This is a genomic window from Klebsiella sp. 141153, assembly GCF_032601995.1.
Lineage (GTDB): Bacteria > Pseudomonadota > Gammaproteobacteria > Enterobacterales > Enterobacteriaceae > Klebsiella > Klebsiella aerogenes.
In genome coordinates this window covers 164,371-187,842 of the sequence record NZ_JAQIRJ010000012.1, presented here as the reverse complement: position 1 = coordinate 187,842, position 23,472 = coordinate 164,371, and the positions used below count along the sequence as shown (strand labels likewise).

23 protein-coding genes and 2 pseudogenes are annotated in these 23,472 nt (G+C 52.5%); 15 read left to right on the top strand and 10 right to left on the bottom strand.

All coding sequences use genetic code 11. The annotated features are described in order from the left end of the window. Positions 1–5 precede the first annotated feature (5 nt). Together PGS10_RS21135 and PGS10_RS21130 are read right to left on the bottom strand one after the other, a co-directional pair. The gene (locus tag PGS10_RS21135) at positions 6–1,271 is read right to left on the bottom strand and encodes a Y-family DNA polymerase (protein WP_047066916.1); all 1,266 of its coding nucleotides are present in this window, start codon (positions 1,269–1,271) and stop codon (positions 6–8) included. A 2-nt stretch (positions 1,272–1,273) separates the two neighbouring features. Beyond that, entirely contained in the window at positions 1,274–1,693 is a 420-nt protein-coding gene (locus tag PGS10_RS21130) for a translesion error-prone DNA polymerase V autoproteolytic subunit (protein WP_015705808.1), read from the bottom strand. A 651-nt stretch (positions 1,694–2,344) separates the two neighbouring features. Here PGS10_RS21130 and PGS10_RS21125 point away from each other — a divergent pair. From PGS10_RS21125 to PGS10_RS25135, 9 genes and pseudogenes are all read left to right on the top strand, one after another. Then, positions 2,345–4,561, top strand: coding sequence for a type VI secretion system Vgr family protein (locus tag PGS10_RS21125; RefSeq protein ID WP_045398202.1), 2,217 nt, complete (start codon positions 2,345–2,347; stop codon positions 4,559–4,561). Between the two features lie 12 nt (positions 4,562–4,573). Beyond that, positions 4,574–6,127, top strand: a complete 1,554-nt coding sequence (locus PGS10_RS21120) for a hypothetical protein (protein WP_316423445.1) — start codon at positions 4,574–4,576, stop codon at positions 6,125–6,127. Next, a complete protein-coding gene (locus tag PGS10_RS21115; protein ID WP_015366119.1) occupies positions 6,124–6,252 on the top strand; it encodes a hypothetical protein in 129 nt (42 codons plus the stop codon). Before PGS10_RS21120 ends, PGS10_RS21115 begins: the two co-directional genes overlap by 4 nt. Positions 6,253–6,262: 10 nt before the next feature. After that, positions 6,263–10,369, top strand: a complete 4,107-nt coding sequence (locus tag PGS10_RS21110; protein ID WP_316423444.1) for an RHS repeat-associated core domain-containing protein — start codon at positions 6,263–6,265, stop codon at positions 10,367–10,369. A 1-nt stretch (position 10,370) separates the two neighbouring features. Then, positions 10,371–10,838: a hypothetical protein gene (locus PGS10_RS21105; protein ID WP_047045164.1), complete on the top strand. Its 468-nt coding sequence runs from the start codon at positions 10,371–10,373 to the stop codon at positions 10,836–10,838. A 127-nt stretch (positions 10,839–10,965) separates the two neighbouring features. Continuing rightward, positions 10,966–11,049 (top strand): annotated as a pseudogene (locus tag PGS10_RS21100) (RHS repeat-associated core domain-containing protein); the annotation flags it as partial. Continuing rightward, positions 11,035–11,433 carry an HNH endonuclease gene (locus PGS10_RS21095; RefSeq protein WP_072048046.1) on the top strand — a complete coding sequence of 133 codons (399 nt, stop codon included), beginning with the start codon at positions 11,035–11,037 and terminating at the stop codon, positions 11,431–11,433. The pseudogene PGS10_RS21100 and the gene PGS10_RS21095, both read left to right, overlap by 15 nt. 16 nt (positions 11,434–11,449) lie before the next feature. Then, positions 11,450–11,974 carry an SMI1/KNR4 family protein gene (locus tag PGS10_RS21090; RefSeq protein ID WP_316423443.1) on the top strand — a complete coding sequence of 175 codons (525 nt, stop codon included), beginning with the start codon at positions 11,450–11,452 and terminating at the stop codon, positions 11,972–11,974. Between the two features lie 626 nt (positions 11,975–12,600). Then, positions 12,601–12,739, top strand: a pseudogene (locus tag PGS10_RS25135) (sugar-binding protein); the annotation flags it as partial. 16 nt (positions 12,740–12,755) lie between these two features. Here the strand turns inward: PGS10_RS25135 and PGS10_RS21085 are convergent. Beyond that, positions 12,756–13,784 (bottom strand): diguanylate cyclase domain-containing protein, encoded by a 1,029-nt coding sequence (locus PGS10_RS21085; protein ID WP_316423441.1) that lies wholly within the window; start codon positions 13,782–13,784, stop codon positions 12,756–12,758. A gap of 215 nt (positions 13,785–13,999) precedes the next feature. On the opposite strand from PGS10_RS21085, the gene PGS10_RS21080 reads away from it, so the two are divergent. Together PGS10_RS21080 and PGS10_RS21075 are read left to right on the top strand one after the other, a co-directional pair. Further along, the gene (locus tag PGS10_RS21080; protein WP_072251527.1) at positions 14,000–14,410 is read left to right on the top strand and encodes a Spy/CpxP family protein refolding chaperone; all 411 of its coding nucleotides are present in this window, start codon (positions 14,000–14,002) and stop codon (positions 14,408–14,410) included. Between the two features lie 75 nt (positions 14,411–14,485). Then, entirely contained in the window at positions 14,486–14,914 is a 429-nt protein-coding gene (locus tag PGS10_RS21075) for a glycine zipper 2TM domain-containing protein (RefSeq protein ID WP_047045152.1), read from the top strand. A gap of 43 nt (positions 14,915–14,957) precedes the next feature. Here PGS10_RS21075 and PGS10_RS21070 read toward each other — a convergent pair whose 3' ends face one another. Together PGS10_RS21070 and PGS10_RS21065 are read right to left on the bottom strand one after the other, a co-directional pair. After that, positions 14,958–16,742, bottom strand: coding sequence for a sensor domain-containing diguanylate cyclase (locus PGS10_RS21070; protein WP_316423440.1), 1,785 nt, complete (start codon positions 16,740–16,742; stop codon positions 14,958–14,960). A 74-nt stretch (positions 16,743–16,816) separates the two neighbouring features. Further along, positions 16,817–18,004 carry an HD-GYP domain-containing protein gene (locus tag PGS10_RS21065; RefSeq protein ID WP_289578410.1) on the bottom strand — a complete coding sequence of 396 codons (1,188 nt, stop codon included), beginning with the start codon at positions 18,002–18,004 and terminating at the stop codon, positions 16,817–16,819. 925 nt (positions 18,005–18,929) lie between these two features. Between PGS10_RS21065 and lpxP the strand changes: the two genes are divergently transcribed. The 3 genes from lpxP to PGS10_RS21050 all read left to right on the top strand — a co-directional run bounded on the left by lpxP (position 18,930) and on the right by PGS10_RS21050 (position 20,952). Beyond that, positions 18,930–19,844: a kdo(2)-lipid IV(A) palmitoleoyltransferase gene (lpxP, locus tag PGS10_RS21060; RefSeq protein ID WP_045397989.1), complete on the top strand. Its 915-nt coding sequence runs from the start codon at positions 18,930–18,932 to the stop codon at positions 19,842–19,844. A gap of 91 nt (positions 19,845–19,935) precedes the next feature. Next, entirely contained in the window at positions 19,936–20,574 is a 639-nt protein-coding gene (gene leuE, locus PGS10_RS21055; RefSeq protein WP_316423438.1) for a leucine efflux protein LeuE, read from the top strand. A gap of 114 nt (positions 20,575–20,688) precedes the next feature. Beyond that, positions 20,689–20,952 carry a DUF2534 family protein gene (locus tag PGS10_RS21050; RefSeq protein WP_015366132.1) on the top strand — a complete coding sequence of 88 codons (264 nt, stop codon included), beginning with the start codon at positions 20,689–20,691 and terminating at the stop codon, positions 20,950–20,952. A 47-nt stretch (positions 20,953–20,999) separates the two neighbouring features. Here PGS10_RS21050 and PGS10_RS21045 read toward each other — a convergent pair whose 3' ends face one another. From PGS10_RS21045 to PGS10_RS21030, 4 genes are all read right to left on the bottom strand, one after another. Continuing rightward, on the bottom strand, positions 21,000–21,119 hold the full coding sequence (locus PGS10_RS21045; protein WP_316423437.1) for a hypothetical protein: 120 nt from the start codon (positions 21,117–21,119) through the stop codon (positions 21,000–21,002). A gap of 132 nt (positions 21,120–21,251) precedes the next feature. Next, complete coding sequence (gene yoaJ, locus PGS10_RS21040) at positions 21,252–21,326, bottom strand: protein YoaJ (RefSeq protein ID WP_100279139.1); 75 nt, start codon at positions 21,324–21,326, stop codon at positions 21,252–21,254. Next, entirely contained in the window at positions 21,323–21,427 is a 105-nt protein-coding gene (locus PGS10_RS21035) for a YoaK family small membrane protein (RefSeq protein ID WP_045374857.1), read from the bottom strand. Before PGS10_RS21035 ends, yoaJ begins: the two co-directional genes overlap by 4 nt. Before the next feature lie 47 nt (positions 21,428–21,474). Beyond that, positions 21,475–22,497: a sensor domain-containing diguanylate cyclase gene (locus PGS10_RS21030; protein WP_213797706.1), complete on the bottom strand. Its 1,023-nt coding sequence runs from the start codon at positions 22,495–22,497 to the stop codon at positions 21,475–21,477. Between the two features lie 292 nt (positions 22,498–22,789). Between PGS10_RS21030 and PGS10_RS21025 the strand changes: the two genes are divergently transcribed. Continuing rightward, positions 22,790–23,038, top strand: a complete 249-nt coding sequence (locus PGS10_RS21025) for a putative hemolysin (RefSeq protein ID WP_047077926.1) — start codon at positions 22,790–22,792, stop codon at positions 23,036–23,038. A 10-nt stretch (positions 23,039–23,048) separates the two neighbouring features. Here PGS10_RS21025 and PGS10_RS21020 read toward each other — a convergent pair whose 3' ends face one another. Continuing rightward, positions 23,049–23,396 carry a DUF488 domain-containing protein gene (locus PGS10_RS21020; protein WP_047045364.1) on the bottom strand — a complete coding sequence of 116 codons (348 nt, stop codon included), beginning with the start codon at positions 23,394–23,396 and terminating at the stop codon, positions 23,049–23,051. Positions 23,397–23,472 lie beyond the last annotated feature (76 nt).

Sequence of the window (23,472 nt, the reverse complement as noted above, 5' to 3'; positions counted from 1 at the left end):
GGGAATCATTTAACCGTGGGCAGATCGCTATATCGGGTGGTGTATCGCGGGGAGAGCATTTCCCGCTTCATCTGCCACGGTTGCTGGATACCCTGGCCGGCGAAGTAAAGCGTCCCACGTCCGTCTTCTGCATTCAGGCGGTCCAGCACCTCCATCAATTTTTGGCTGTTTTTTCGCGGCGCATTTTCGTCAAACAGATTAAGTTGCGCGACGCCCTGGCTATAAAAATCGCCCAGCATTACCCCGGCTTTCTGATACCGGCAGCCACTTTGCCAGATGGCATCCAGACAACGCGTCGCGGCGGCGATAATATCCCTGCTGTCCTGCGTTGGGGTAAGCAGGGCCACCGAGGCATTATTGGCGTAATACCGTTCGTCAGGCGCGAAGGGTGAGGTTTTTACAAAGACGGAGATAAACCGGCAGTATTGATGTTCCTGACGAAGTTTCTCTGCTGCCCGGGAGGCATAACTACAGATGGCCTGGCGCATTTCTTCGTACTCCGTAATGCGATGGCCGAACGAACGGGAGCAGACGATCTCTTGCTTTACCGGGGCAAACTCTTCCAGCTCGAGGCAGGGCTCGCCGCGTAATTCACGGACGGTTCTTTCCAGTACGACATTAAAGTGTTTTCTGATAAATCGGATATCCGTGTCAGCCAGCTGCAATACCGTCCGGATCCCCATCGCTTCAAGCTTCTTCGCAATGCGTCGACCCACTCCCCAAACCTCTTCCACCGGTAGCGCCGCCATCAATTTTCTTTGCCGCTCCGCATTCGACAGGTCAACCACGCCTCCTGTCTGCTGTTGCCAGCGTTTTGCCGCATGATTCGCCAGTTTAGCCAGCGTTTTTGTCTGGGCTATACCGACGCCTACCGTCAGGTGCGTGCGTTGCCGCACCGTGGCTCTGAGCTCATGTCCAAACTCGGTAAGAACGCGGCAGTTACGCACGCCGGTAAGATCGCAAAAAACTTCATCAATGGAGTATTTTTCGCAGCGAGGCGACATCTCTTCAAGCGTCGTCATTACCCGGTTGGACATATCGGCGTAGAGTTCATAGTTGCTACTAAAGCAAACCACCCCATGATGTCTGAAGATATCTTTTTGTTTAAAGTACGGTTCACCCATTTTCACAAACGGTTTGGCTTCCGCAGAACGTGAAATCACACAACCGTCATTATTGGACAAAACGACCACCGGGCGGCCGCGTAAGTCCGGGCGAAAGACGGTTTCACAGGAAGCATAGAACGAGTTCACATCACACAGGGCAAACACAATCAGCCCGCCGATTTCACGATGTAGGTCACCACGCCAAAAATTTCCAGACACTCTTCACTGCCTGGCATAATCGGCTGGTAGGCGGGATTATCAGGTTTGAGCATGACAACAGGATGTAACTGGAGGCGCTTAACCGTGAATTCTCCATCCACTGCGGCAATAACGATGCTGCCATGGACGGCCTTGCGGGAGCTATCCACCACCAGTAAATCACCATCGCCAATGCCAGCGCCAATCATTGAGTCACCGCTTGATTTCACAAAGTAGGTGGCGCCTGGATGCTGAATCAGCAGTTCATTCAAGTCGATACGCCGCTCAACATAATCCTGTGCGGGGCTAGGAAAACCGCAGGGAACAAGGTCGCTGAACAGCGGTAATGCCACGATCTGGCGTAGTTCGGTTAGTGTGAAAAACTGCATGATGATCACCGATTATTTTTACTGTATGCATATACAGTATTGTAGATCGGTGGCAGAGATCAAGAGGGGCGTACCTTATCAAAACCTGCGCCAGCGCCCGGCTGGCGGGGGTTTTATGTCTGAAGCCGGTTGATAAACAATAGATTACCTCATCGCTAATATTAACGACTTCGCCGTTTAGCTGGCGAAAATAGCGCGGCGATTTTATGTAAAAAGAATCTGAATATGACTGGGTAAAGGATCTGATATTAACGAGACCGGGATGTCTGCGCGATTAACGCGCTGGGATTGCTCACCGGCCGACCGTATGCAAGAGCTGGCCGGTGAGCAAATGGCTGTGATGGCAGTTCGCAGCCGCGGTTATTTTAAAGCGTCCGCGCAGGTTTAAACATATTTCTTCGCGCCAGGAGGCTATTTTCAGACTTACCTCATTACCGTTGCTAATAAGTCAAACCACTAATTAACGCCTGTTAAGAAAGCTCCACTACTAATAATGACGGTATAAAGATGAACAAAAGCACAGAGTTGAATAATTAAGAGTATTCCTGGGGGAATTATCGGGCAGAGAGATGACTTCTGATAAATATTCAGGATAATTTATCAATCTTAAGGAATTTGCCCCGCGGCTGCCTGTACCATAAAGGAATCCATATGGTTAATCGGATATCGATCCTGTCATCTGTCGACAGCTCCTCGTTATTATTCTGGAAATTCAGCGGGCAGGAGAAACTGTCCGAACCTTTCCACTTTCAGGTCGATTTACTCAGCCAGGATTTTGCTATCGACCGTCAGGCCATGCTTGGCAAAAACATGACGGTGGCGGTCCCCGGCCAATGGGGGCAGGAGCGTTATCTTTCCGGCAAAATCACCGCCGTTACCGTGCGCGCCGAAGATCTTGGCGAGACGCGCTACGCCGTCTATCAGACCACGCTGGAACCCGATTTTTGGCCGATGATGCGCGACCGCAACTTCCGTATTTTCCAGCAGCAGCGGGTGCCGGATATCGTGGCCAAACTGTTTAGCGAGCATAACGTTAAGTTTGAGGACAAACTTACGCGTAGCTACCGGCAGTGGGATTATTGCGTGCAGTACGCGGAAAGCAGCTTCCATTTCATCAGCCGTTTGCTGGAGCTGGAAGGTATTAGCTATCTGTTCCGCCACGATAAAGACGGCCATACCCTGGTGCTGATGGATGACTATCAGCAGGCTGAATCCTTCCCCGGTTATGAAACTATTCCCTGGCATGCGCAGCCGGGCGGCGGCGCGGTCGGCGAAGAGGGCATTAGCCAGCTGATGGCGAGCCACGTCGTCACGCCGGGGCTTTACAGCACCGATGACTATGATTTTCGCAAGCCCCATGCCTGGATGCTGCAAACGCTGCAGAACCCGGTCTCGCCGACGCCGGGCAAAATCGACGTTTACGACTGGCCGGGGCGCTTTATGGAGCACGGCGACGGCGAAGCCTACGCCCGCATTCGTCAGCAGTCCTGGCAGGCCGAACAGCAGCAAACGCAGGGTATCGCCACCGCGACCGGTATCGTCCCGGGACACACGTTTACGCTGACGCATGCGCCCAATATGGCTGATAACGCTAAATGGCTGGTGGTGGGCGCCCGTTATGATTTTGAAGAGAATCAGTACGCCTCCGGCGGCGGAAATACCGCGCAGCACCGCATCGCGTTCACCGTCATTCCCGCCGCGACGCCATTTGTCCCTGCGTCAAGGACCGACTGGCCGCGCACCTACGGGCCGCAAACCGCCCGCGTGGTAGGGCCGAAAGGAGAATCGATCTGGACCGATAAATATGGCCGGATTAAGGTGAAATTCCACTGGGACCGCGAAAGCCAGGGCGATGAAAATAGCTCCTGTTGGGTGCGCGTTTCCAGCGCCTGGGCCGGCCAGGGTTACGGCGGGGTTCAGATCCCACGCGTCGGTGATGAAGTGGTGGTGGACTTTATTAACGGCGAGCCGGACCGGCCGATTGTCATTGGCCGCGTCTATAACGAAGCCAGTATGCCGCCGTGGGCGCTACCGGCGGCAGCCACGCAGATGGGCTTTATGAGCCGTTCAAAGGATGGTTCGCCGGACAACGCCAACGCCCTGCGTTTTGAAGATAAACCCGGCGAAGAGCAGCTCTGGCTGCACGCCGAGCGCAACATGGATACTGAAGTCGAAAACGACGAGACCCATGATGTCGGCAATAACCGCACCAAAACCGTCGGCAAAGACGAAACCAGCCATATCAAACAGAATCGAACCCGCACGGTGGATGGCAATGAAAGCGTTACCGTCGGCAAAGATCGCAGCAAAACCATCAATGGTAATGAAACCACCACCGTTGAGCAGAACCGTACCGAGAGCGTGAAGGGGAATGAGACCCTAAGCGTTGAGCAGAACCGCGATGAAACTATTAGCGGCAACCATACCACCACGGTGAAAAGCAACCATACCGCGACCGTCGAAGGCAAGCAGTCTCTGGCGGTCGTACAGGATCGCACCCGTCAGGTGCAGGGTAACGAAAGCGTCAGCGTCCAGCAGAACCGTAACGTGCAGGTCACCGGCAATCAGACGCTGGGAGTGACCGGCAATCACGATATTTCCGTGACCGGTAAGCAAACGCAGACCATTGCCAGCAAGCAAGAGGTGACGATCGGCGCCGGGCGTACCCTGAGCATCACCGGCGGTGATACCCGCTTTACGCAAGGGAGCGTAACCGACAGCGCTACCGATACCGTACATATCAACGTGGGTGAAAGCGGCATTCTGATAAGCAACGGTAGCGTGGAGATTACCGCTGGCGGATCGACGATCACCATTAACGCCGCCGGCGTGATGGTGAATGGTAAGAAGATTGAGCTCAATGCCTGACAGGAAAAAGGAATGAACGCGGCGAAGAATCCGACCGAAAAAGTGATGAGCGAGCTTGAGCTTAGCTGGCTGGACGCCAGCGAGCAGGCGGAGCAGATCCGCTTATTTATCTGGCGGGTGCCTGCCGGCGGCGAGTCGCTGCTTGATGGTTTTATCGCGCTGCAGCAGCACCCCGAAGGGCGCTCGCTGCCGGATCTGCTGCTGGGGCTAACCACGCCGTTTGAGACCAGCTATGGCTACAGCGACGCGCTCGGGCGCGAGTTTGTGGAACATTACGAAGCGACGCCGGATGCCGCTATATGGGATGCCGAACGCTTTCTTCCGACCTATAGCCCGGCGCAGTTGCGGCAGCTGCTGCAGGATTTTGCGACGACATTTCATGACGATTTACGTTATCTGGTGTTGGTGCTGAAACCCTCCGCCGTCAGCGATGAAAAGGCGTTGAACCGCTGGTTGAACGGCTGGCTGGCGCAGGAGGCGTGCAACGCCAGACTGTTACTGATCGACACCCTTGAGCAACCGATCTGGCAGCCGCTGTATGAGGCGCATCCGCGCAGGGTACGGCTGCTGACCGATGATGTCGACAGTATGAAAGTGATGCACCAAACCGCGCGCGGGCAGAGCGATCTGAATCCCGATCGCCTGCTGTTTCGCCGCTATCTGGCTGACGCCATGCTGCTGCTGGAAAAAGGCAGCGCCGCGCAGGTGGCCGCGCGCGGCGGCATGGCGCTCGGCGTCGCCCAGCGCTGCGGTTGGGCCGACCAGCAGGCGATGATGCATAACCTGATCGCCGGCGGTTGGTTGAAAGGTAACGATCATCAACGGGCCGTCGAACACTACCGCCAGGCGCAAAACATCAGCGGCGAAATTGCCGATCCGGCGCTTAAAGGACAACTGCGTACCCAAAGCACTTTTGGCGAGGCCGGCGCCTGGTTTGCGCGCAAAGAGTATCTCCAGGCGGCGAAAGGCTATCGCCGGGCGGCGGGTGAAGCGCAAGCCATTCCACATCCGGTATTTGCCGTAGAAGGCTGGCGGATGTCCGGTTTTTGTCTCAACCTCGCCGGGCATCGGGCAAAAGCGATGGAGGAGTATGCCCACGCCATCCAGGCGGCGGAGCCGATCCCACGCCAGGAGCGCGGCCAGACCACGCTGCCGCTGGCATTTCAGGATCTGCTGCGCATCCATGATAAACGGCGAACCGAGGCGCTTGAAGCCTGCGCGACGCGCTGGCAAAGCGAAAAACAGCGCTTAATCCAGCAGGCGGAAGACCGCTTGCCGCGGGAACCCGTCGTCGAACAGGTAAAACGCGTGGACCGGCAGTTACAGCTACAGCTGGAAGCCGCGTTCGCGCTGATCCGCGAAGCGCGGGAAAAACTGATCCGCGGCGGCGATGACAGCTTTCGCCGCGTGATCCGTCTGGCGCGGGAGACGCTGCATCCGCACTGGAACGGCCTGCCGGAGATCGCCCACCCCTTTGATGCCCCGCCGGGTGAATGGCAAAGCCTGCCTGCCTGGGGAAATACCGATGCATCATCCACTGAAACTGCAGGGAGCAACCCGCTATGAAGACCCGGATTATTATTATTGTTGCCGTGACGCTGCTGGCAATCCTGTTTTTAAGCCTCTCGGACGGCGGTTTCGCCACCGAAGTGCGCACCTTCCTGCGCGCGCTGCTGCGCGCCATGTTCTGAGGCGCGTCTGATGCACTCCGGCGCTCACTTCGACCCGCAGCTTGGCCTGGATATCCATACTTATCCCTGGCCGCTGCCGACGCCGCATATCGGCATCGTTTTCGACGTGTTTGATTATCTGCCGCTGCTGGGCACTACCGTACACGTCAACGGCATCAAACGCGCCAGCGCGGGGACCGGCGGTATTGCGGTGCATATTCCGGTCGGCGGCGTGTGGGTACCGCCGCTGCGCGCGCCCGGCGGCCCGCAGATGGAAGACGAGCTGTTTATGGGCAGTAAAACCGTCGCCGTCGACGGTGAGCCGTTTTCCCGCATCGGCATGCCGGTGCTGAGCTGTAACATCCTCGGGATGGTGCCGCCGTTCCGCCTGAAGCGGCTGAGCAAACCAAAGCCGCTCTCGCTAACGCTGCCGCTGACGTTTAACCTCGCGATTCCCAACAATGTGATTGTCGGCGGGCCGCCAACCATCAACCTGATGGCGCTGCTGATGCGCGCCGGGTTAAGCGGGTTGGGCAAGGGGTTGAAGAAAGTTAAAAAAACGCCGCAGTGGCGGCTGTTTATGCGGCGGTTTAAAAAGCTGCGCCAGAAGCTGTTTCGCAACATGGATCCCGGCGTCCTGAAATGCCGGGTGCTACGCGCCGAACCGGTTGATATCCGCGACGGTAGCGTGAGCCTGGAACATGAGGATTTTTTGTTACCCGGCCGCCTGCCGCTGGCGTGGACGCGAAGCTACTCGTCGGCGGATCTCGATGAAGAAGGGCTGTGCGGTTACGGCTGGTCAACCCCGGCGGACACCCGCCTTGAAATACTGGCCGATGAAGGCGTCGCGGTGTTGACCCAGCCTGAAGGGATGACGCTGTTTGCGGCGCTGCCACAGTCCAACGGCCGCGATCAGGGTATTGTCGGCCTGCCGGACGGTAGCCGCCTGTGGCGGGAAACCCGCAATGGCGAATGCTTCTGGCATGTTGAGCAGGAAGGGAGCGCGCGGCTGCAATTTCGCGGTAAGTGCGGGCGGCTGGCGATTTACCGGCTGGCGGACCGTAACGGTAACGGCTGGCAGTTCGACTGGCAGGGACGCGAACTTGAGCGCATCCGCGAGTTCAGCACGCGCGGCATGAGCGGCAGGGAGATCCTCGTCACCTGGCAGGATGGCCGCCTGTGGGCGCTACGCCTGCGCAACGCGCTGGATGACGAGATCACACCGCTGACCCGCTATGAATACGATAGCGATAATCAATTGAGCGCGGAGATCGATGCGCTTTCGCATCCGCGGCGCTTCTACTATCAACAGCGCCATATGACCAGCCATGTCGACCGTAACGGCCAGGGCTTTCACTACCAGTTCAATGACGAGTGGCGGGTGGTTCACGCCTGGGGCGACGGCGGCGTATGGGATTACCATTTCGCCTGGCACGACTTGCTCAACGAAGTGGAAATCACCGATTCCAACGGCCATGTAACGTCTGTCAGCTTTGATGATAACGGCCTGCCGATTTCGGAGATCGATCCGACCGGCGGCAATACCGTCTTCCACTACGATGATTTTGGCCGCACCGTCGAACTCATTGAGCCGGACGGCAGCACGCGTCGTTGGGAGTATGATGAACAGGGGCGAATGATCGCCGAACATCTGCCGGACGGTAGCCAGATTCAGGCGGCCTACAATGAAGACGGCGATCTGCTGACGCTGATTGATGAGAAAGGCGCCTGCTGGCGTTCGGACTATGATGAACGCGGCAACCTGCTGGCGGGAACGGACCCTACCGGCGTCACCTCGCGCTATCAGTATGATGAGTACGGGCAGCTGAGCGCGGCGGACGTGCCGGGTTCCGGGCAGAGTCGCTATCGCTATGATCGGTTTGGTTTTTTGCAGGCGCTGAGCCAGGCCGGCGCGGGAACCACTCAACTGCGGCATTCCGCGCGCGGCACCCTGCAGGAGCGTATTGACGCCGGCGGCGGCAGCAGCCGTTTCCACTGGGACAGCAAGGATCGGCTGGTGGCGATGGTCAATCCGCAGGGTGGCGAAATTCGCGTCGCTTACGACCGGGAAGATTCACCGCTTCACTTCACCGATGAAGCCGGCCAGATAACCCGTTTTCGTTATAACCGCACAGGAATGCTGGCCGCCTGCGAGACGCCGGATGGCGCGACGCTTGGCTATCAGTACGACCTGGAAGATCGCCTGCTGGCGGTGATCAACCAGAACGGTCAGCGCTGGCAGCTGGACCGCGACGCGCTGGGGCGCATCGCCGCGGAGACCGATTACTGGGGACAGGTAACCCGTTATGGCTGGGATAAAGGCAACCGGCTGATCGGCCGTGAGGATCCGATGGGGCGGCTGGTGCGTTACGGTTACGACCGCGGCGGGCGGCTAAGCGAGCGGCGCAGCGGCGATACCCTGCAGGCGAAGTATCATTACGATCCCTGCGGGCGGATGGTGCTGTGTGAGAATCCGTGGCGGCGGCTGGCGTGGCGCTATGATGACGCCGGGCGGGTGCTGCTGGAGGAGCAGGACGGTTTTCAGCTGCATTATGGCTATAACGAGCGCGGCCTGCTGGTCTCCCGGCGCAGCGACAGCGGTCATCAGGTGCGTTACGCCATGGATGAGTATGACCGGCTGAGCCAGATCCAGCTGAATGACGATGCGCCGATCGTGCTGGGTTACGATGAGGCCGGGCGGCGGGTCAGCGAGCAGCTGTCGGCGGAGGTGACGCGTCATTTCACCTACGACCGGCTCGGCCAGCTGACGTCGCAGCAGGTGTTGCTGAATGATTTACCGCTGTTCGCCAGCGGCTTCAGCTGGGATAGGCTGGGTAACCTGACCCGGCGCGATGACAGCCTGTGGGGCAGCGATCGTTACGCTTACGATCCGGTGGGGCGCTTGACGGCCCATACCGCGCCGGACGGTACGCTGCGGCAGTTTGTGCAGGATGCGGCGGGCAGCCACCTGCAGACGCAGACCCGGGCGGTGAATGAGAGCGCCGGAGGCTGGTTCCGCGAGGGGCAGCAGCGCGGGGTGCGTTATGTATTCGATCGCGCGGGCGAGCTGCGACAGCGGCGCGATGTCCGGCATAACGGCGAGAAAGAGGATTTTAGCTGGGACGATAACCGCCAGCTGGTGGCGGTGCGCAAGGGCGAGCGGCTGGTGCGCTACGGTTACGACGGGCTGGGGCGCCGGGTGTTCAAGCAGACGGCGGAAGAGACGCGCTGGTTCTACTGGCAGGGCGACGCGCTGGCGGGGGAAACGGTCACTATCACCCGCGAACCGCTGGCGGCACAGAGCATTTTTGATACCGGCAGCCGGCTGCAGCGGCAGAAAGCGCAGGCCGCGCTGTTCGGCAGTATGCGCGAGTACGTGTACTATCCGGGAAGTTTTCAGCCGCTGGCGCTGTTGACGCAGGAAGCGGGCAGGAAGGAGAGCTGGCACTATCATTGTGACCCGAACGGCGCGCCGGTCCGCCTGACGTCATTGCAGGGCGAGATAGTGTGGTCAGAGAAGACGGGCGTATGGGGAGAAAAAGGGGAGATCTACGCCGATCGTATCAGCAACCCGCTGCGTTTCCAGGGACAGTATTTTGACGCTGAAACGGGGCTGCACTATAATCGACATCGTTACTATGATCCTGAAATTGCGGGATTTATTAGTCAGGATCCGATTGGATTAGCCGGTGGGCTGAATGTTTATCAGTATGCGCCGAACCCATTAAGCTGGATCGATCCGCTGGGACTAAAATGTGGCTTCGCGGAAAAGGACAATATAACCCAAAGGTGGGTAAATAAATTAACAGGTAAAACTCCGGCTGAAATAGACTCCCTTTTAACATCTAAAGGTTGGACGAAGATCTATCCACAAGCTGGTAGGCCTGAGGCTATTCAACATATACAATATGTGAAAACGACAAAATCTGGTACAACATATAAATTAGATTATCATCCTGGTGGTAACGCAAAACAACAAAATATTCATGGAAATGATTACTGGAAGGTTTATAGGACTAATAGTGAAGGTGAGGATATCGTATATGGACGTATAGGTCATGGTGGTTTTGAAAATTATGATCTAATAAAGGACTCTCCTGTTTATGTCGACGGTGTATTAGTAAATGGTGGGATGTAAAATGTTTGATTTTTCTGCAGAAATAAAATCATTTCATTCGTTAGGCGATGTGCTGTTAAATACAAATATATCTGTCTATCTTGCTGAAATGTATGCTGACCATTGTGTTGAGTACAAAGAGTATCTTCTACCTGATGCGAGTAAGAGATTTGCCTATGTATTGGATGATACTTTAACTATATCAACCGAACCTGATGGAAATATATTTTCTATTGGATGCAATCAAAATTACAAAGGGTTATACAAAAACTTATTATATGCCGGTCAAGAATTTGGTGAGATAAAAAAACTCACTTATCGGCAAAGAATATTTAATGGTTCCATTATTATAGACGAGGATTTTGGCATTCAATTTATATTACCCTCACCATTTGATGAGATAGCTGACAGTATAGATAACATTCCGTCCGACTTGAAATTGAATGAAATATATATAGGGGATTTTTCATTTTGGAATCCATGTAAATAACAAAGCAAAGCCGGGTAATAAATTAACTCTTCCCGGCCTTTATAGCAACGCTGCGCTTTGGGAACTCTATCTTAGAGCTTAGATTGGTGCGGGTTGACGGTACGATTGGCCCAGGGGATAGGATTGTTCGTCTGATCCGATTGGATTAGCCGGTGGGCTGAATGTTTATCAGTATGCGCCGAACCCGCTGGGGTGGGTGGATCCGTGGGGGCTGACTGGAAAACCGTTAAACTCACCTGATATAAGCAAGTGGCTTAATAAAGGGGGAACGGTTTGGCAAGAAGTTGAAAGCAAAGTTTGGGTATACCAAGATAGTGCTGGCAATGTTGTTCGCTATCCAGAAGGCTTTCCAGATTTTACACCATATGAAAGGCAGAGTGTTAATGTTCCAGACTTAAGGGGAGATCATAGTAAGTCACCTGGAGGAGATTTTGGTAAAGCAGATGCATTAGCGCCAAAAGGCCAGGCGAATTATGATCTTAATACGTGGCATCATCATCAAAATGGCATCACAATGCAGGAAGTGCCCAAAAATATTCATCGCCGGTTCACCCATAGAGGCGGTGTATCTAAAATAAAAAGCAACTGTCAATAATATCAGGAGTTATAGAATGCCTATTTTGACTGGATTAAGTATTGATAAACAAGATATTAGCTATCTGGAGGGACATTTCTCTGTTGCTTTTCCTGATGATTACAAAGATTTTTTAAAAAAATACAATGGATATAGAATCGTGGCACCTGACTATTGCGATCTACCATTCGACAAAGTTGATAATGATTTTATTTCATTCGATGTGCTTCTTGGTTATAAGACTAGTAATAGTAATTTTGATATAGTTGAAATTAATGAAGAGTTACTAGATGAAATATCGTTTATTGATGGTGCACTAATAATTGGCATGGATCCAAGTGACAATGGCTATGTCCTGATAACTAAAAATAATTTGGCCGGAGTTTATTACTGGGACCGGACTTGCCTACATGCTGAGGATAATAAACAAAGCTATGATATTAGTGATGATGATGATGATTTAAATCATCTTTATCTTATAAATAAAACCTTTTCGGATTTTTTTGGAAGTATAATGAATCTAACAGCCAATAAAGGAATGAAGTTATCTACGGGATTGTAATGATACTCTTAATTTAAGGATATACTTCTTTAATACCCTGCATGGTTAATTATCATGCAGGGTTTAATAATAAATTGGATTGCACATCTATAATGTCAAGTATTAAAAAGTAATAAATTGGATCATAGGATTTAGGGAGTCTTGCTTCCTGATAGATATAAACATTCTGGAGATTTTATTGGCCCAGAAGAAAAATCTCAGTATTTCCAGTAAAGGAGTATTGCACTATGAAAGAACTCGAAAATCCAAGAATTGAATCCGAAGTTAACTCCTTTGTTGAAAAAGGAAATGCGTTGCGTAATGACAAAAAATATGCTCAGGCTTAAGAGCAATATGAAAAAGCCTGGAATATTTTGCCTGAACCAAAACCAGAATGGCAAGTTGCTAACTGGATTACCGCAAATATATTCAGCGCTTATTTTGACCTTGGTGATTACAATGAGGCAAAAAAAGGGGCGAAATGACGTTGCAAACGAAAGTAAGAACTATTTCTTTAAATGATAAAAATCCACGCTACTGTGTGGGTTTTGCAATGCGAAAGCCCTTTGAGCAAATGGTATAATACCGGGAAAAAGGATTCCAGCCGGCGGCACAGGCATTTTTTTGATTCCGGCAGTCGGCAGCATGCGCCGGTCCGCCTGACGTCATTGCAGGGCGAGATAGTGTGGTCTGAGAAGACGGGCGTATGGGGAGAAAAAGGGGGGGGGCTACGCCGAACGTATCAGCAACCCGCTGCGTTTTCAGGGCCAGTATTTTGACGCTGAACGGCTGAATACCTTACTTACCTCTCTCGCGGCATCCCCTTCTTACTACTGTACATCGCTTTATCCGCACTGTTCAGCAATGTATCGGCATCCGCGGCATCGTGTGGGAAAACGGCAATGCCGATGCTGCCGGAAATCGTAATAACATGCTCGTGGATCAAAAATGACTGAGTCAGCGCATTGCTGATTTTTTCCGCCGTTTGTCGGGGGAGCGGATCGTTTACCTTTAATCCGGGGAGCAGGGCGATAAACTCGTCGCCGCCGAGGCGGGCTACCGTATCACCTTCTCGTAAAACGCTTTGTAGACGGAATGCTACCAGCCACAGCAGTTCGTCACCCACGGCGTGGCCGTAAACATCATTCACCGGCTTAAAGCGGTCGAGATCGATAAAGAGCAGCGCCACCTCTGTCTCATTGGCGATAGCCTGAGTAATCGCCAGCTCCAGGCGATTAACCAACAGCCTGCGGTTTGGCAATCCGGTCAGCGCGTCGAAGTTGGCGTGCAGCCAGACCACCTGCTCCCGCTGTTTGCGGTCGGTGATATCGCGAATAAACGCGGAGAAAATCTGCTTGCCTGATTGTTGATGTGGCCAGATTGACAGCTCGATAGGGAACTTGCCTTTAGTGCGATGCAGGGCGGTAATTTCGATGGTGCGATTAAGGATATTCGACGGCTGAGCCGCCTGAAAGCGCATTAAACCACGTGCGTGCTGCTCGCGAAACTCTTCCGGCACGATCATCTCGCCCAGGTTGTTGCCGATAGCTTCCCCAGCGGACCAGCCGAACATTCTTTCCGCGGCCTGGTTCCAGTTAATCACTACGCCCGCATGATTGATGGTAATCACCGCATCCTGCGCGGTCTCAACCAGCTGTCGATGGTTCTCCTCGCTTTCTGCCAGCGCTCGCTGCATCGACTCAATCTCGCTGATACTCTCTTGCAGCTCACGATGCATTTCCGCAAGCGAAAGCGAGAAAAAGCGAATACGCTCTTCTACTGACATATTTTTCATTTCGGCGTAGAGATCGCTGGCGCTACGTGGTGGCATAAGGCGTTCCTGATGAATCGAAGAGAATATTCAACCAATATAACAATAAGTGTAGTTAAAAAAAGATCCGCTGCTGACATCTCCGCTATTTTATCTATTAAATAAAATCTATTGTAAATTTGTCCAGATTTAAATTTAACGCTTAGTTACAGATGGATCATATTCCGGAGGTAATAATCCGCACTCTTTATAAAGCGTATTAAGGACAATTTATCGTGAATACTTTCTTGCGTAACACCCTGGCCGCCGTGTTGATGACTGCGGGTCTTTCCGTTGCCGCTCAGGCCGCGACGACAACCGAAGTACCGCCGTTATCCCAGGACCCGGTGGTGCAACATCTCAAGCTGAGCAACGATCAGGTCAGCAAAATTCAGGCCCTGCGTCAGGAGCTGGAAACAAACCTCAAAAATATCAAAATTGGTGGTTACCAGGATGGGGCTCTGGTTGATGTGATTCAATCCGGCAAATGGGATGATGCGAAAGTAAAACAGCAGTTAGCCGCTTTTGCGCAATTGGATCAGCAAACGCGTTATTACCGAGTGAAATATTACTTCGGTATTAATCAGGTACTGACGGCTGAACAGCGCGAGCAGGTAAAAAAAGATCTGCAGCAGGCACTAAATTAAACAATGTACGCATGTTCCGCCCTTTAGCGGAACATGCGTAATGACTTTCCGCAATGAAAAGACAAGGGCGTCATCATGAAGAAGTTTCTCTTTATTGCGCTGGGAATGACCGCGTTGTTTAGCCAGGCTGGGGTCGCCGGGACTAAAACGTTGGTCGATTATGGCGTCGTACAGGAAAGCCATATTATTAGCAACCCGCATCAGCGCCAGCCGCTTCGTACGCTGGCTGCGGGAACGCTGGGCGGCGTTGTCGGCCATCAATTCGGTAATGGTAAAGGGCAGACGGCGATGACCGCCGCAGGCGCCCTGGCCGGAGCTGGCGCTTCACGCTATCACCAGGATCGGCAGCAGGGCGCTCAGCAGGTTGAACTGCTAATCAAAACCAATAGCGGCCAGGTGATACAGGTGCTACAGGGTTACGACGGTCGGCTTATCTTCAACAAGGGAGATAAGGTGCGTATCCTGACGTCGGGAAATGATACCCGGGTGGATAAATCGGTGTAATGCGCCAACCGGGAGCCAATACATTCCCGGTTGGCGTGACACGTTATGCCGATTTCAGCATATCAAAGCGGATAATCCGCGAACGTCCCAGCTCTTTCGCCCGATACAGCGCGGCATCTGCGGCACGTAGCAGGCTGTCGCTTTGCGCGTGTTGCGGATAGCTGGCGATACCGATAGAGACATTCACCTGGCCTATGTCCGTCAGCCCGCAGCGTAAAGTCATATTTCTCACGTTGTTGTAGATTTCAGTCGCGCAGGCTTCCGCTCTGGCCTCATCGCTGCCGGAAAGCAGCACCAAAAACTCTTCGCCGCCATAGCGGAATGCCATGCCAATATCGCGAACCGCGCGCTGGATGATCGCTGCGACGTTTTTAATCACCAGATCGCCCGCTTCATGGCCGTAATTATCGTTAACCGCCTTAAAGTGATCGATATCAATCATCAGGCAGCTCAGCGGACTGTTGTTGCGCACCGCCAGATTCATCTGCGTATGCAGCGCTTCCTCAAGATGGTGGCGGTTTCGCAACCCGGTCAGAGAATCAAACAACGCTTTTTCCAGCAGCGCGTTGCGCAGACGCTGATTGGACAGCGCCAGGCCCAGCGCTTCCGCCATGAGTTCGAGATAGGCGCGGGAAGGGGCTGTCTCACTGGTGACATTACGAAAAGAGAGCAGGCCAATGGCTTCACCCTGGGCGATCAGTGGGACGCACAATGATTGCTCGTTACATTCTTGCGGCAGATGATAGCAGGCGATGTCCGGCTCGCCGTTAACCGGCGGATGGCTCAGACCGCGGCGTACTGCCCAGCAGTTATCAGGATAAAAGACTGCGGGCTCGTCAGGTGGCGAAAGCCACTGCGCGACGCAGCGCATTTGCCAGGGATTGGTATCCAGAATATACAGTCGGCCAGGAACGTCCGGCGCGATGTTGGGCGCGAAAAGTTCAGCGACCTTCACCACATCCTCGAATGACTCACATCCCTGCAAGCGTTGAGTCATTCGCGCCAGCAGTTCACGAACCGCCCAGTCGGCATCGCGTTGTTGTTCAAGGCGCTGGCGGGCAAGGCCATTTTCGCGAAAGATGCGGATTGCCTGCGCCATATCGCCGATTTCATCGATCTGTTTGAAGTGCGGTGGTTCGACGGCATAATCCTGTGATGCCAGACGTTGTACCACATCGCTGAGTCGTACCACAGGGGTGAGTACCCGGCGTTTGAGAATAAAACCGAGAACAAATAAAAACATTAAGGCGGTCAGGCCGACCATCGCTTCCGAAAGCGTCCGCCAGAGGTGCGATTTTTCAGTAGCTTGCTGCATGGCGTTGTTCGTTCGGCCTTCCAGCAGCAGGCGGAAATGATCGATCTGCGTTTGCACCCGATCCAACTCCTGCTCATAAGGCTTGCCGTAAACCTGCAAAATCGCCTCTTTCTCTTCGCCGCGAGCGACGCGATCGATGGCGGCCTGCTGTTCATCTTGTAATTCATCGGCAATACGCAGGCCGTCGCGCAACAGCGCCAACTCCTGCTGGCTGGCGCCAATGTCTTTTAGTTTAAGCAACCGATCTTCAATTGATTTGAGAGTTTGGATCTGCTGACGATACTGTTGCAGGGTCTCTGGTTGTTTTTCGATGACGTACAGTCGCGTGAGGTCCGAAAGCTCCCACGCGTCGCTTTCTATCTCATCGGCAAGACGAACGAACGCATCCCGTTGTTGTACAGCCTGGCGTTCAGCGCGATCGGCGCCGGAAGCCATTAGCATCGCCATACCGGATGCAATGGTCAGGCCTACGGTGATCCCGTAGGCCCAGTTAGTCATGGTGGCGATTCTCACCGAATATTTCCTTGCAGGCAGATGAATGAGACATTCGTCTTTTTATTATAGAACCCCGCAGCCAACCGGAAGATTCAGAGGCGCGGTATGCGGGTGACGAGGTGGTGTAACTCCTCGGCATGCTGGCGCAAAACAAGATACACATCGTTATCCAGAGCGCCATTTATAACATCAGTTTCGATAAGATGTAACGCCTCTTGATACGGCATACCGAGCCGATAAGGGCGATCCTCAACGAGCGCGGTAAAGATATCCGCAACGGCGATAATTCTGTCTGGAAGGTGCAAATAACGATGATTCAAATGAAGTGGATAGCCGCTGCCATCGAGTTTTTCATGGTGATTAGCGGCCCAATCGATGATTTCCGCCAGATCGGTGAAATCTCGTAATATTTCACCGGTCATATAGCTGTGTTCGCGAATCAATTCGGCTTCGTCATCGCTAAGTTCAGCCTGTTTTTCGAGGATCGCCAGTGGAATATATATTTTGCCGATATCATGCAAATAGCCGGCAATTTCAATTTTACGGCACACCAGCGGCGGTAAATTCATATAGACGGCGAGGGCATAAGAAATTTCGCCAACCATAATGCTGTGGCTGGCGGTGAAACTACTGTAGGTATCGACAATTTTCGCGATCAGCAAACAAATATCTTTCAGACCATCGATGTCAATATATACGTCGTTAATCGGCCCCACAATTTCCAGCAACCGCTGAATATGCTCTGCTTGCATATGGCGCCAGAAGGTAGGGTGTTGCGCTAGTTCACACAGAGTATCGCAAAGTGGTGGATCGATATCGCGATAGTCATCGACAAAGCGGGCGACGAGCGCCTTTTGTTGGTCCGGGGCAACGACGCCTTGCGTAGGGAGGAGACGCTCAAAGCAGTCCGCAAAATAGACGATATGCTGCTCCAGAGTGCCTTTGCGGGTTGGATCAAAGTGGTGATCGCCAATAATAGGGCGAATAAGGGTAAAAGTGTCCAGGCCGGCAAGCATCTGTACGCCGCGGATTTGGTGTGGGTCATAAAGGTTATCTATCGCATTCAGTGAGTCAATGCGCCGCTTATCACCCAGTACGCCGATATCATGCAGCAGCGCGGCCAGAAAGATGGTTTTTTGCTGGAGCGCTGGAAGCTCCAACGCCAGCGATAATTTGTAGCTTATCAGCGCCGTGCGCAGTAAATGCAGATCCAACCTTGGGTTGATGGCGTTAATGACGCGCGTGACCAGCATTAAAGCCGACTTTAAGGCAATACGCATTTTTCTCTCCGTCCATGTAAACCGCTGTTGCCGTTAATCCTGTGACATCCGAAAGCATGCTCAAATGCCTCCCGGACGCTGCATGAGTGAAGAGATGTATATCTGAGGCTTCATCCACGCTCCGTAAACAATTCATTTTAGCTCACATAGTCGCTTTCATTCTGCTAATCACTTGATGAATCCTTTCACAGTTTGATTCATATCTAGTTGCGATGAGGAGTGATTGCTTTTACATCACCTTTCAGGAGGCGATAGGCGCGGACTGACAAACCCAAATCAGCGATAATGTGTTGTCAGTCTCAATTTTTCGAGATGGCATCGGCAATGCGGTTTAATTGCCACGAGTGCAGCAAAGAGTAACAACCAGGGAATAGTTGAGATTCCTGCGAACGCGACTATTAGTTAGTTGCAATGTTATACTTTTGTCAGTATTTATCAGTAAGCATAAATAATCCTGTTCTTATTTATATTTATTAATAGCTAACATTTTTAATCGGCTAGTACGGTCGCAAATATTATTATCCACAGTGATTGTTTGCACTGACTATATTTGATGTATGTATGTTTTTTGCCCGTGCGCGTTGAGGGCCTAATGTGCCGGAAGGCGGCGTCAACAGCGGCCTGCGTGATGCCATGCCTGTAAAATCGCCAGATAGCAGTTTAAGTCCATTCCTATATCAGAAAAAATCATTAGCGCGAAAATGATTATCAGCGTGAATATGAATGAACGGACTTCATTTCCGCTTTACAATTTGTAACATCTGTGAATCTATTATGTATTTTGGCATTAAGTGTAATTTTTTCTTGCTGCCGTGAATTTACCAGGATTACTATTGTCTGACTTGCTGTATCGCCTAATGACGGATGAAGGGACTCGTTTTTTCCTTAAGCGTTACCCTATATTTTAATGTTTACAGGAAAAACCATGTCTTGCGCCTTTAAAAAACATCTATTGCTTCCCCGCTATTGGGTGACCTGGTTTGGCCTGGCCATTCTTTGGTTAATCGTCCAACTCCCTTATCCCGTGTTACATACGCTCGGTACTAGCGCAGGGCGGTTATCACGTCGTTTTCTGAAACGTCGGGAACACATTGCCCGGCGTAACATTGAGCTGTGCTTTCCGGAGATGTCCTGCGCTGCCCGCGAAAAGCTGCTGGAAGAGAACTTTATGTCTCTCGGCATGGGGCTTATCGAAACGGGTATGGCGTGGTTCTGGAGCGATGAACGCGTTAAGAAGTGGTTTGACGTCGACGGCATCGCCAATCTGAACAATGCGCTCAGCGCCGATAAAGGCGTGATGGTTGTTGGCATTCACTTTATGTCACTGGAGCTGGGTGGCCGCGCAATGGGCTTGTGTCGTCCGATGATGGCGACGTATCGCCCGCACAATAGCCCGCTTATGGAGTGGGTGCAGACTCGCGCTCGCCTGCGTTCGAATAAAGCGATGATCGACCGTCGTAATCTCTCCGGGCTGGTACATGCGCTGAAATCCGGTGAGGCGGTGTGGTTTGCGCCGGATCAGGATTACGGCCCGAAGGGCAGCGTATTTGCGCCGTTCTTCTCGGTTCCACAGGCGGCGACGACTAATGGTACCTGGGTGCTGTCGCGCCTCTCCGGTTCAAAAATGCTGAGTATCAGTATGGTGCGCAAGCTGGATCGTAAAGGCTACAGCCTGCATATCAGTGAAGTCATGAATGATTATCCCGGCGAAGATAAACAGATTGCCGCCAGTTATATCAACAAGGTCATTGAACGCGAAATTCTGCGTGCGCCGGAGCAATACCTGTGGGTGCATCGCCGGTTCAAAACCCGCCCGCTTGGCGAAACTTCGGTATATTAGTACCACAGTTGCGCTCCACGCTTTCAAAATGACCGCAGTTGCGTTAACGTGAGCCGGATCATACTTTTTGTTGAAAGCGAAGGAGTGCAGCGTGTTCGCTGAGTTTGGTGTTTTGAATTATCTGACCTACCTGGTCGGGGCTATTTTTATCATTCTCGTACCAGGTCCCAATACTTTTTTTGTACTGAAAACCGGTATCGCGCACGGCGTTAAGAAAGGATACCTTGCCGCCGCTGGCGTATTTATCGGCGATGCGGTTCTGATGTTCCTGGCTTTTGCTGGCGTTGCGACGCTTATCAAAACGACCCCGGTGCTGTTTAATATTGTGCGCTATCTCGGCGCGATTTATCTGCTTTGGTTGGGCGCCAAAATGCTCTACTCGGTATTTAAACAGCGCGAGGGGCATGATGCCGCCGATGCTGAGCCGGGGAGCGCGATCTTCAAACGTTCGTTAACCCTGAGCCTGACCAACCCGAAAGCGATCCTTTTCTATGTCTCTTTTTTCGTCCAGTTCATTGACGTTAATGCGACATCGCCGGGCGTCGCGTTCTTTATCCTGGCGCTGACGCTGGAGATCATTAGTTTTATCTACATGAGCTTCCTTATCCTGTCTGGTTCGTTTGTGACGCGCTATGTGAAAACCAAAAAGAAACTGGCGAAATTGGGCAACAGCTTGATCGGTCTGGTCTTTGTCGGCTTTGCCGCACGCCTGGCGACGCTGCAGTCCTGATCCCGGAAACTATCTGCCAGCGATAATCGCTGTGTTGTAACAAAAACCCTTCAATTTTTATTGCATTAGTGTTACATATACAGCCGATTATCGCTCACAGAGAAGGGAACCCGGATGATTCTGCAAAAAATCCTCAGTAATAAAAACGGCAAGAAGTTTCTGTTGTCGATGGCGACGGTATTTGCTATTGCGCTTGCCGTCGTGGGCCGCGCAACGTTCGGTGGCGTGGTGAGCGAGTACAACATGCCGTACTCGGAGTGGACAACTTCAATGTTCTTCCTGCAAGGCGCGATGGTGATGGTTTACAGTACCGTGTTCACCGTGTTATTTGCTATCCCGCTGGGCTTTCTGTTTTTAGGTTCTGATCGTCAGGACTAAATGCAACAAGGCGAACTCTTGTTCGCCTTTTTGAATGATCCTATCTGTCACCAGCCACGGTCATGATGATGGTGGCGGTGTCGATGATGATAACCATCATCTACGATACATCCCGATAACAGCGTGCACAGCGCAATAATCAACGGTAACACCATCGGTTTTTTCATTACTCACTTCTCCAGTTAATGCCCGCTTTAGCAAATAAATACAGCGAAGCGGCTGATGAAGTGAGTGTATCGTCTTAACTTATTGAGTAGATAAGACAACTCTGCAATACCGGGCGGAGGGGAAAAATGAGATTACCACCAGCCCAATTCGGTACCGGCGACCACTACGATGGCGACGATAATCATAATAATGGTCGTCTTTTTCATGATGCCCCCCCTGGCGCCGCATAGCCACCAACAAAAAACCAGCCCAGAAAGACCACGGCAACGATGAAAATCACCACCGGAAAAAGAATACCCAATTTCATGCTCAGTTCCTGTCTATTAACGTTATGTTATCTATCATACTGGAAAGTTATGCTTTTTGGTCAATATCGAACCGGGTCAGCATGCGGCGTGCGTTTTTGTCGTGGTACATAGCCTCATCCGCCGCGCGTAGCGCCTGCTCAACATCCATATTTCGCGGATCGACTTCGATCACCCCAAAGCTGGCGCCAGGATATTCTATACCGTGTCCGGCCAGGCGGTAACGTCCGGTAAGCTGCTGGCGTAAGTGGGCAATAAACGCCTCCTGCGCGGATGATTCAAGCGCCGGGCCGATGATTAAAAACTCATCGCCGCCGAGGCGGCCAACGGTATCTTCGTCACGCACGCTGGCACTTAATCGTTCGCCTATCTGGATGAGAAAACTGTCGCCGCAGGGGTGGCCCAGTTTATCGTTAATCGCTTTAAAATCATCGAGGTCGATGAAGATAAGCAGAAGTCGGCGTTGTTGGGCGCCAGCAGTGATAAACAGCGTCTTAAGATGTTTAAACAATGCGCGACGATTAGCTAAACCTGTCAACTCATCGGTATAGGAGTGCATCTCCAGCGCCGCATTCGCGCTGCGCAGTTGCTGAACCAGCGTCTCTTTCTCCACGTAATGAGAGATCAGGCTGGCGAACAGGATCATGACCTGTTCGCCTTCCAGGTTAAAGGGCTGCTTGACGCGGCTGGTGGCGCACAACGTGCCATATAAGGAACCATCGGCAAGATGGACCGGGATACTGAAGAACGTGGCGATACCGAGCTCCTGCGCGGCAATACAGGAGCGCCAACGTTGGCCAACGTCGTTGCAAAATATACAGTTATCATCGATCGCGCGTTTGCAAAGCGACTCGTCCCAGGGAACGGAGAACCCTTCGGGGATCTGCATTTCGCTGCTGTTGTGGGCATACATGACGAGCTGGCGCTGGGCTTCGAAGTCAATGCGGGTGAGATAAGTTGACTCCATGCGGGTCACCAGCTCCAGCATTTCCAGCAATTGTCGCACCAACGTTTCGAGCGTTCGTTCGGTAGCAAGCGTCTGTGAGACGCGGGCAAGAATGAAGTCTGACATGAATGAAACGGCCCCCGGACGTTAGCGCAGTACTGCGAGCTTGCGCAGCGAACAGCTAATAACAAACATATTTATAACGAATGTATCACATTTAGCAGGGGGATATCTGCTATCGCGACGGTAAAAAAAAGCCCCATCGGGGGCGATGGGGCAAAACTCATTGATTATGGAATGATCTGTTCTCTGGTCAATTCGAGAACGAGCGCTACTCTAAAGGGCAAAAGTGTAGTTAAAATGGAGAAACCGTGGAGATTCAGGGCGAAAGGTCGCTTTGAATAAAACAGGAGCAATTATGAAGTGGATAGTAATGATGTTGCCGCTGGTGTTAGCGGGCTGCGCTCAGTCACAACAGCCTGATGCGCCGCCGCCGCCAAACTCGATCGGTATGGCCAATCCGGCCGCCGTCTATTGCGACCAGAAGGGCGGTAAGCAGGTTCCGGTCCAGACACCTCAGGGCGTGCGCACCGACTGTAAACTTCCCAGTGGCGAAACGCTCGATGAATGGGAACTGTGGCGGCGCGATCATCCGGCGAAAAAATAATTCGCCGCCGCTAGATTAAGCTCTTTAGCCACTCCGCCAGCACCAGCGCATGGTTTTGTTGCGTATCTTTTGCCGCATAGAGCAGGGTTAATGGTTGCTGGTTGGCCAATTTGGCGAGCCGTAGCCCTTCATCGCGATGGTTTTCCAGTTCTTTGTGGTACTGCTGGCGGAAGTGAGGGAAGTCAATCGCTTCTCCATGCAGAGCCTTGCGTAAATCGCTGGAAGGCGTCAGGGTTTTACACCACTCGTCATAATGCAAATCCTCTTTTTTTATCCCCCGTGGCCACAGGCGATCGACCAGCACGCGGTAACCGTCGCTGGCCTCTGTAGGGTCATAAACGCGTTTACATTGAATCATCATTATTCTCCCGTCGTTATGTCAATCTGGCGGCAAGCCCTTGCAGCACACCGATAAATAACCATTGTGTTCCGCG

Bases quoted from the DNA above. Each gene is read 5' to 3' on its own strand.
- PGS10_RS21125 (WP_045398202.1), top strand. From the start codon at position 2,345: ATGGTTAATCGGATATCGATCCTGTCATCTGTCGACAGCTCCTCGTTA.
- PGS10_RS21120 (WP_316423445.1), top strand. From the start codon at position 4,574: ATGAACGCGGCGAAGAATCCGACCGAAAAAGTGATGAGCGAGCTTGAG.
- PGS10_RS21110 (WP_316423444.1), top strand. From the start codon at position 6,263: ATGCACTCCGGCGCTCACTTCGACCCGCAGCTTGGCCTGGATATCCAT.
- PGS10_RS21020 (WP_047045364.1), bottom strand. From the start codon at position 23,396: ATGATTCAATGTAAACGCGTTTATGACCCTACAGAGGCCAGCGACGGT.
- PGS10_RS21050 (WP_015366132.1), top strand. From the start codon at position 20,689: ATGATTCTGCAAAAAATCCTCAGTAATAAAAACGGCAAGAAGTTTCTG.
- PGS10_RS21105 (WP_047045164.1), top strand. From the start codon at position 10,371: ATGTTTGATTTTTCTGCAGAAATAAAATCATTTCATTCGTTAGGCGAT.
- PGS10_RS21090 (WP_316423443.1), top strand. From the start codon at position 11,450: ATGCCTATTTTGACTGGATTAAGTATTGATAAACAAGATATTAGCTAT.
- PGS10_RS21085 (WP_316423441.1), bottom strand. From the start codon at position 13,784: ATGCCACCACGTAGCGCCAGCGATCTCTACGCCGAAATGAAAAATATG.
- lpxP (WP_045397989.1), top strand. From the start codon at position 18,930: ATGTCTTGCGCCTTTAAAAAACATCTATTGCTTCCCCGCTATTGGGTG.
- PGS10_RS21030 (WP_213797706.1), bottom strand. From the start codon at position 22,497: ATGTCAGACTTCATTCTTGCCCGCGTCTCACAGACGCTTGCTACCGAA.
- PGS10_RS21025 (WP_047077926.1), top strand. From the start codon at position 22,790: ATGAAGTGGATAGTAATGATGTTGCCGCTGGTGTTAGCGGGCTGCGCT.
- PGS10_RS21065 (WP_289578410.1), bottom strand. From the start codon at position 18,004: ATGCGTATTGCCTTAAAGTCGGCTTTAATGCTGGTCACGCGCGTCATT.
- PGS10_RS21115 (WP_015366119.1), top strand. From the start codon at position 6,124: ATGAAGACCCGGATTATTATTATTGTTGCCGTGACGCTGCTGGCAATC.
- PGS10_RS21130 (WP_015705808.1), bottom strand. From the start codon at position 1,693: ATGCAGTTTTTCACACTAACCGAACTACGCCAGATCGTGGCATTACCG.
- PGS10_RS21075 (WP_047045152.1), top strand. From the start codon at position 14,486: ATGAAGAAGTTTCTCTTTATTGCGCTGGGAATGACCGCGTTGTTTAGC.
- PGS10_RS21045 (WP_316423437.1), bottom strand. From the start codon at position 21,119: ATGAAAAAACCGATGGTGTTACCGTTGATTATTGCGCTGTGCACGCTG.
- PGS10_RS21035 (WP_045374857.1), bottom strand. From the start codon at position 21,427: ATGAAATTGGGTATTCTTTTTCCGGTGGTGATTTTCATCGTTGCCGTG.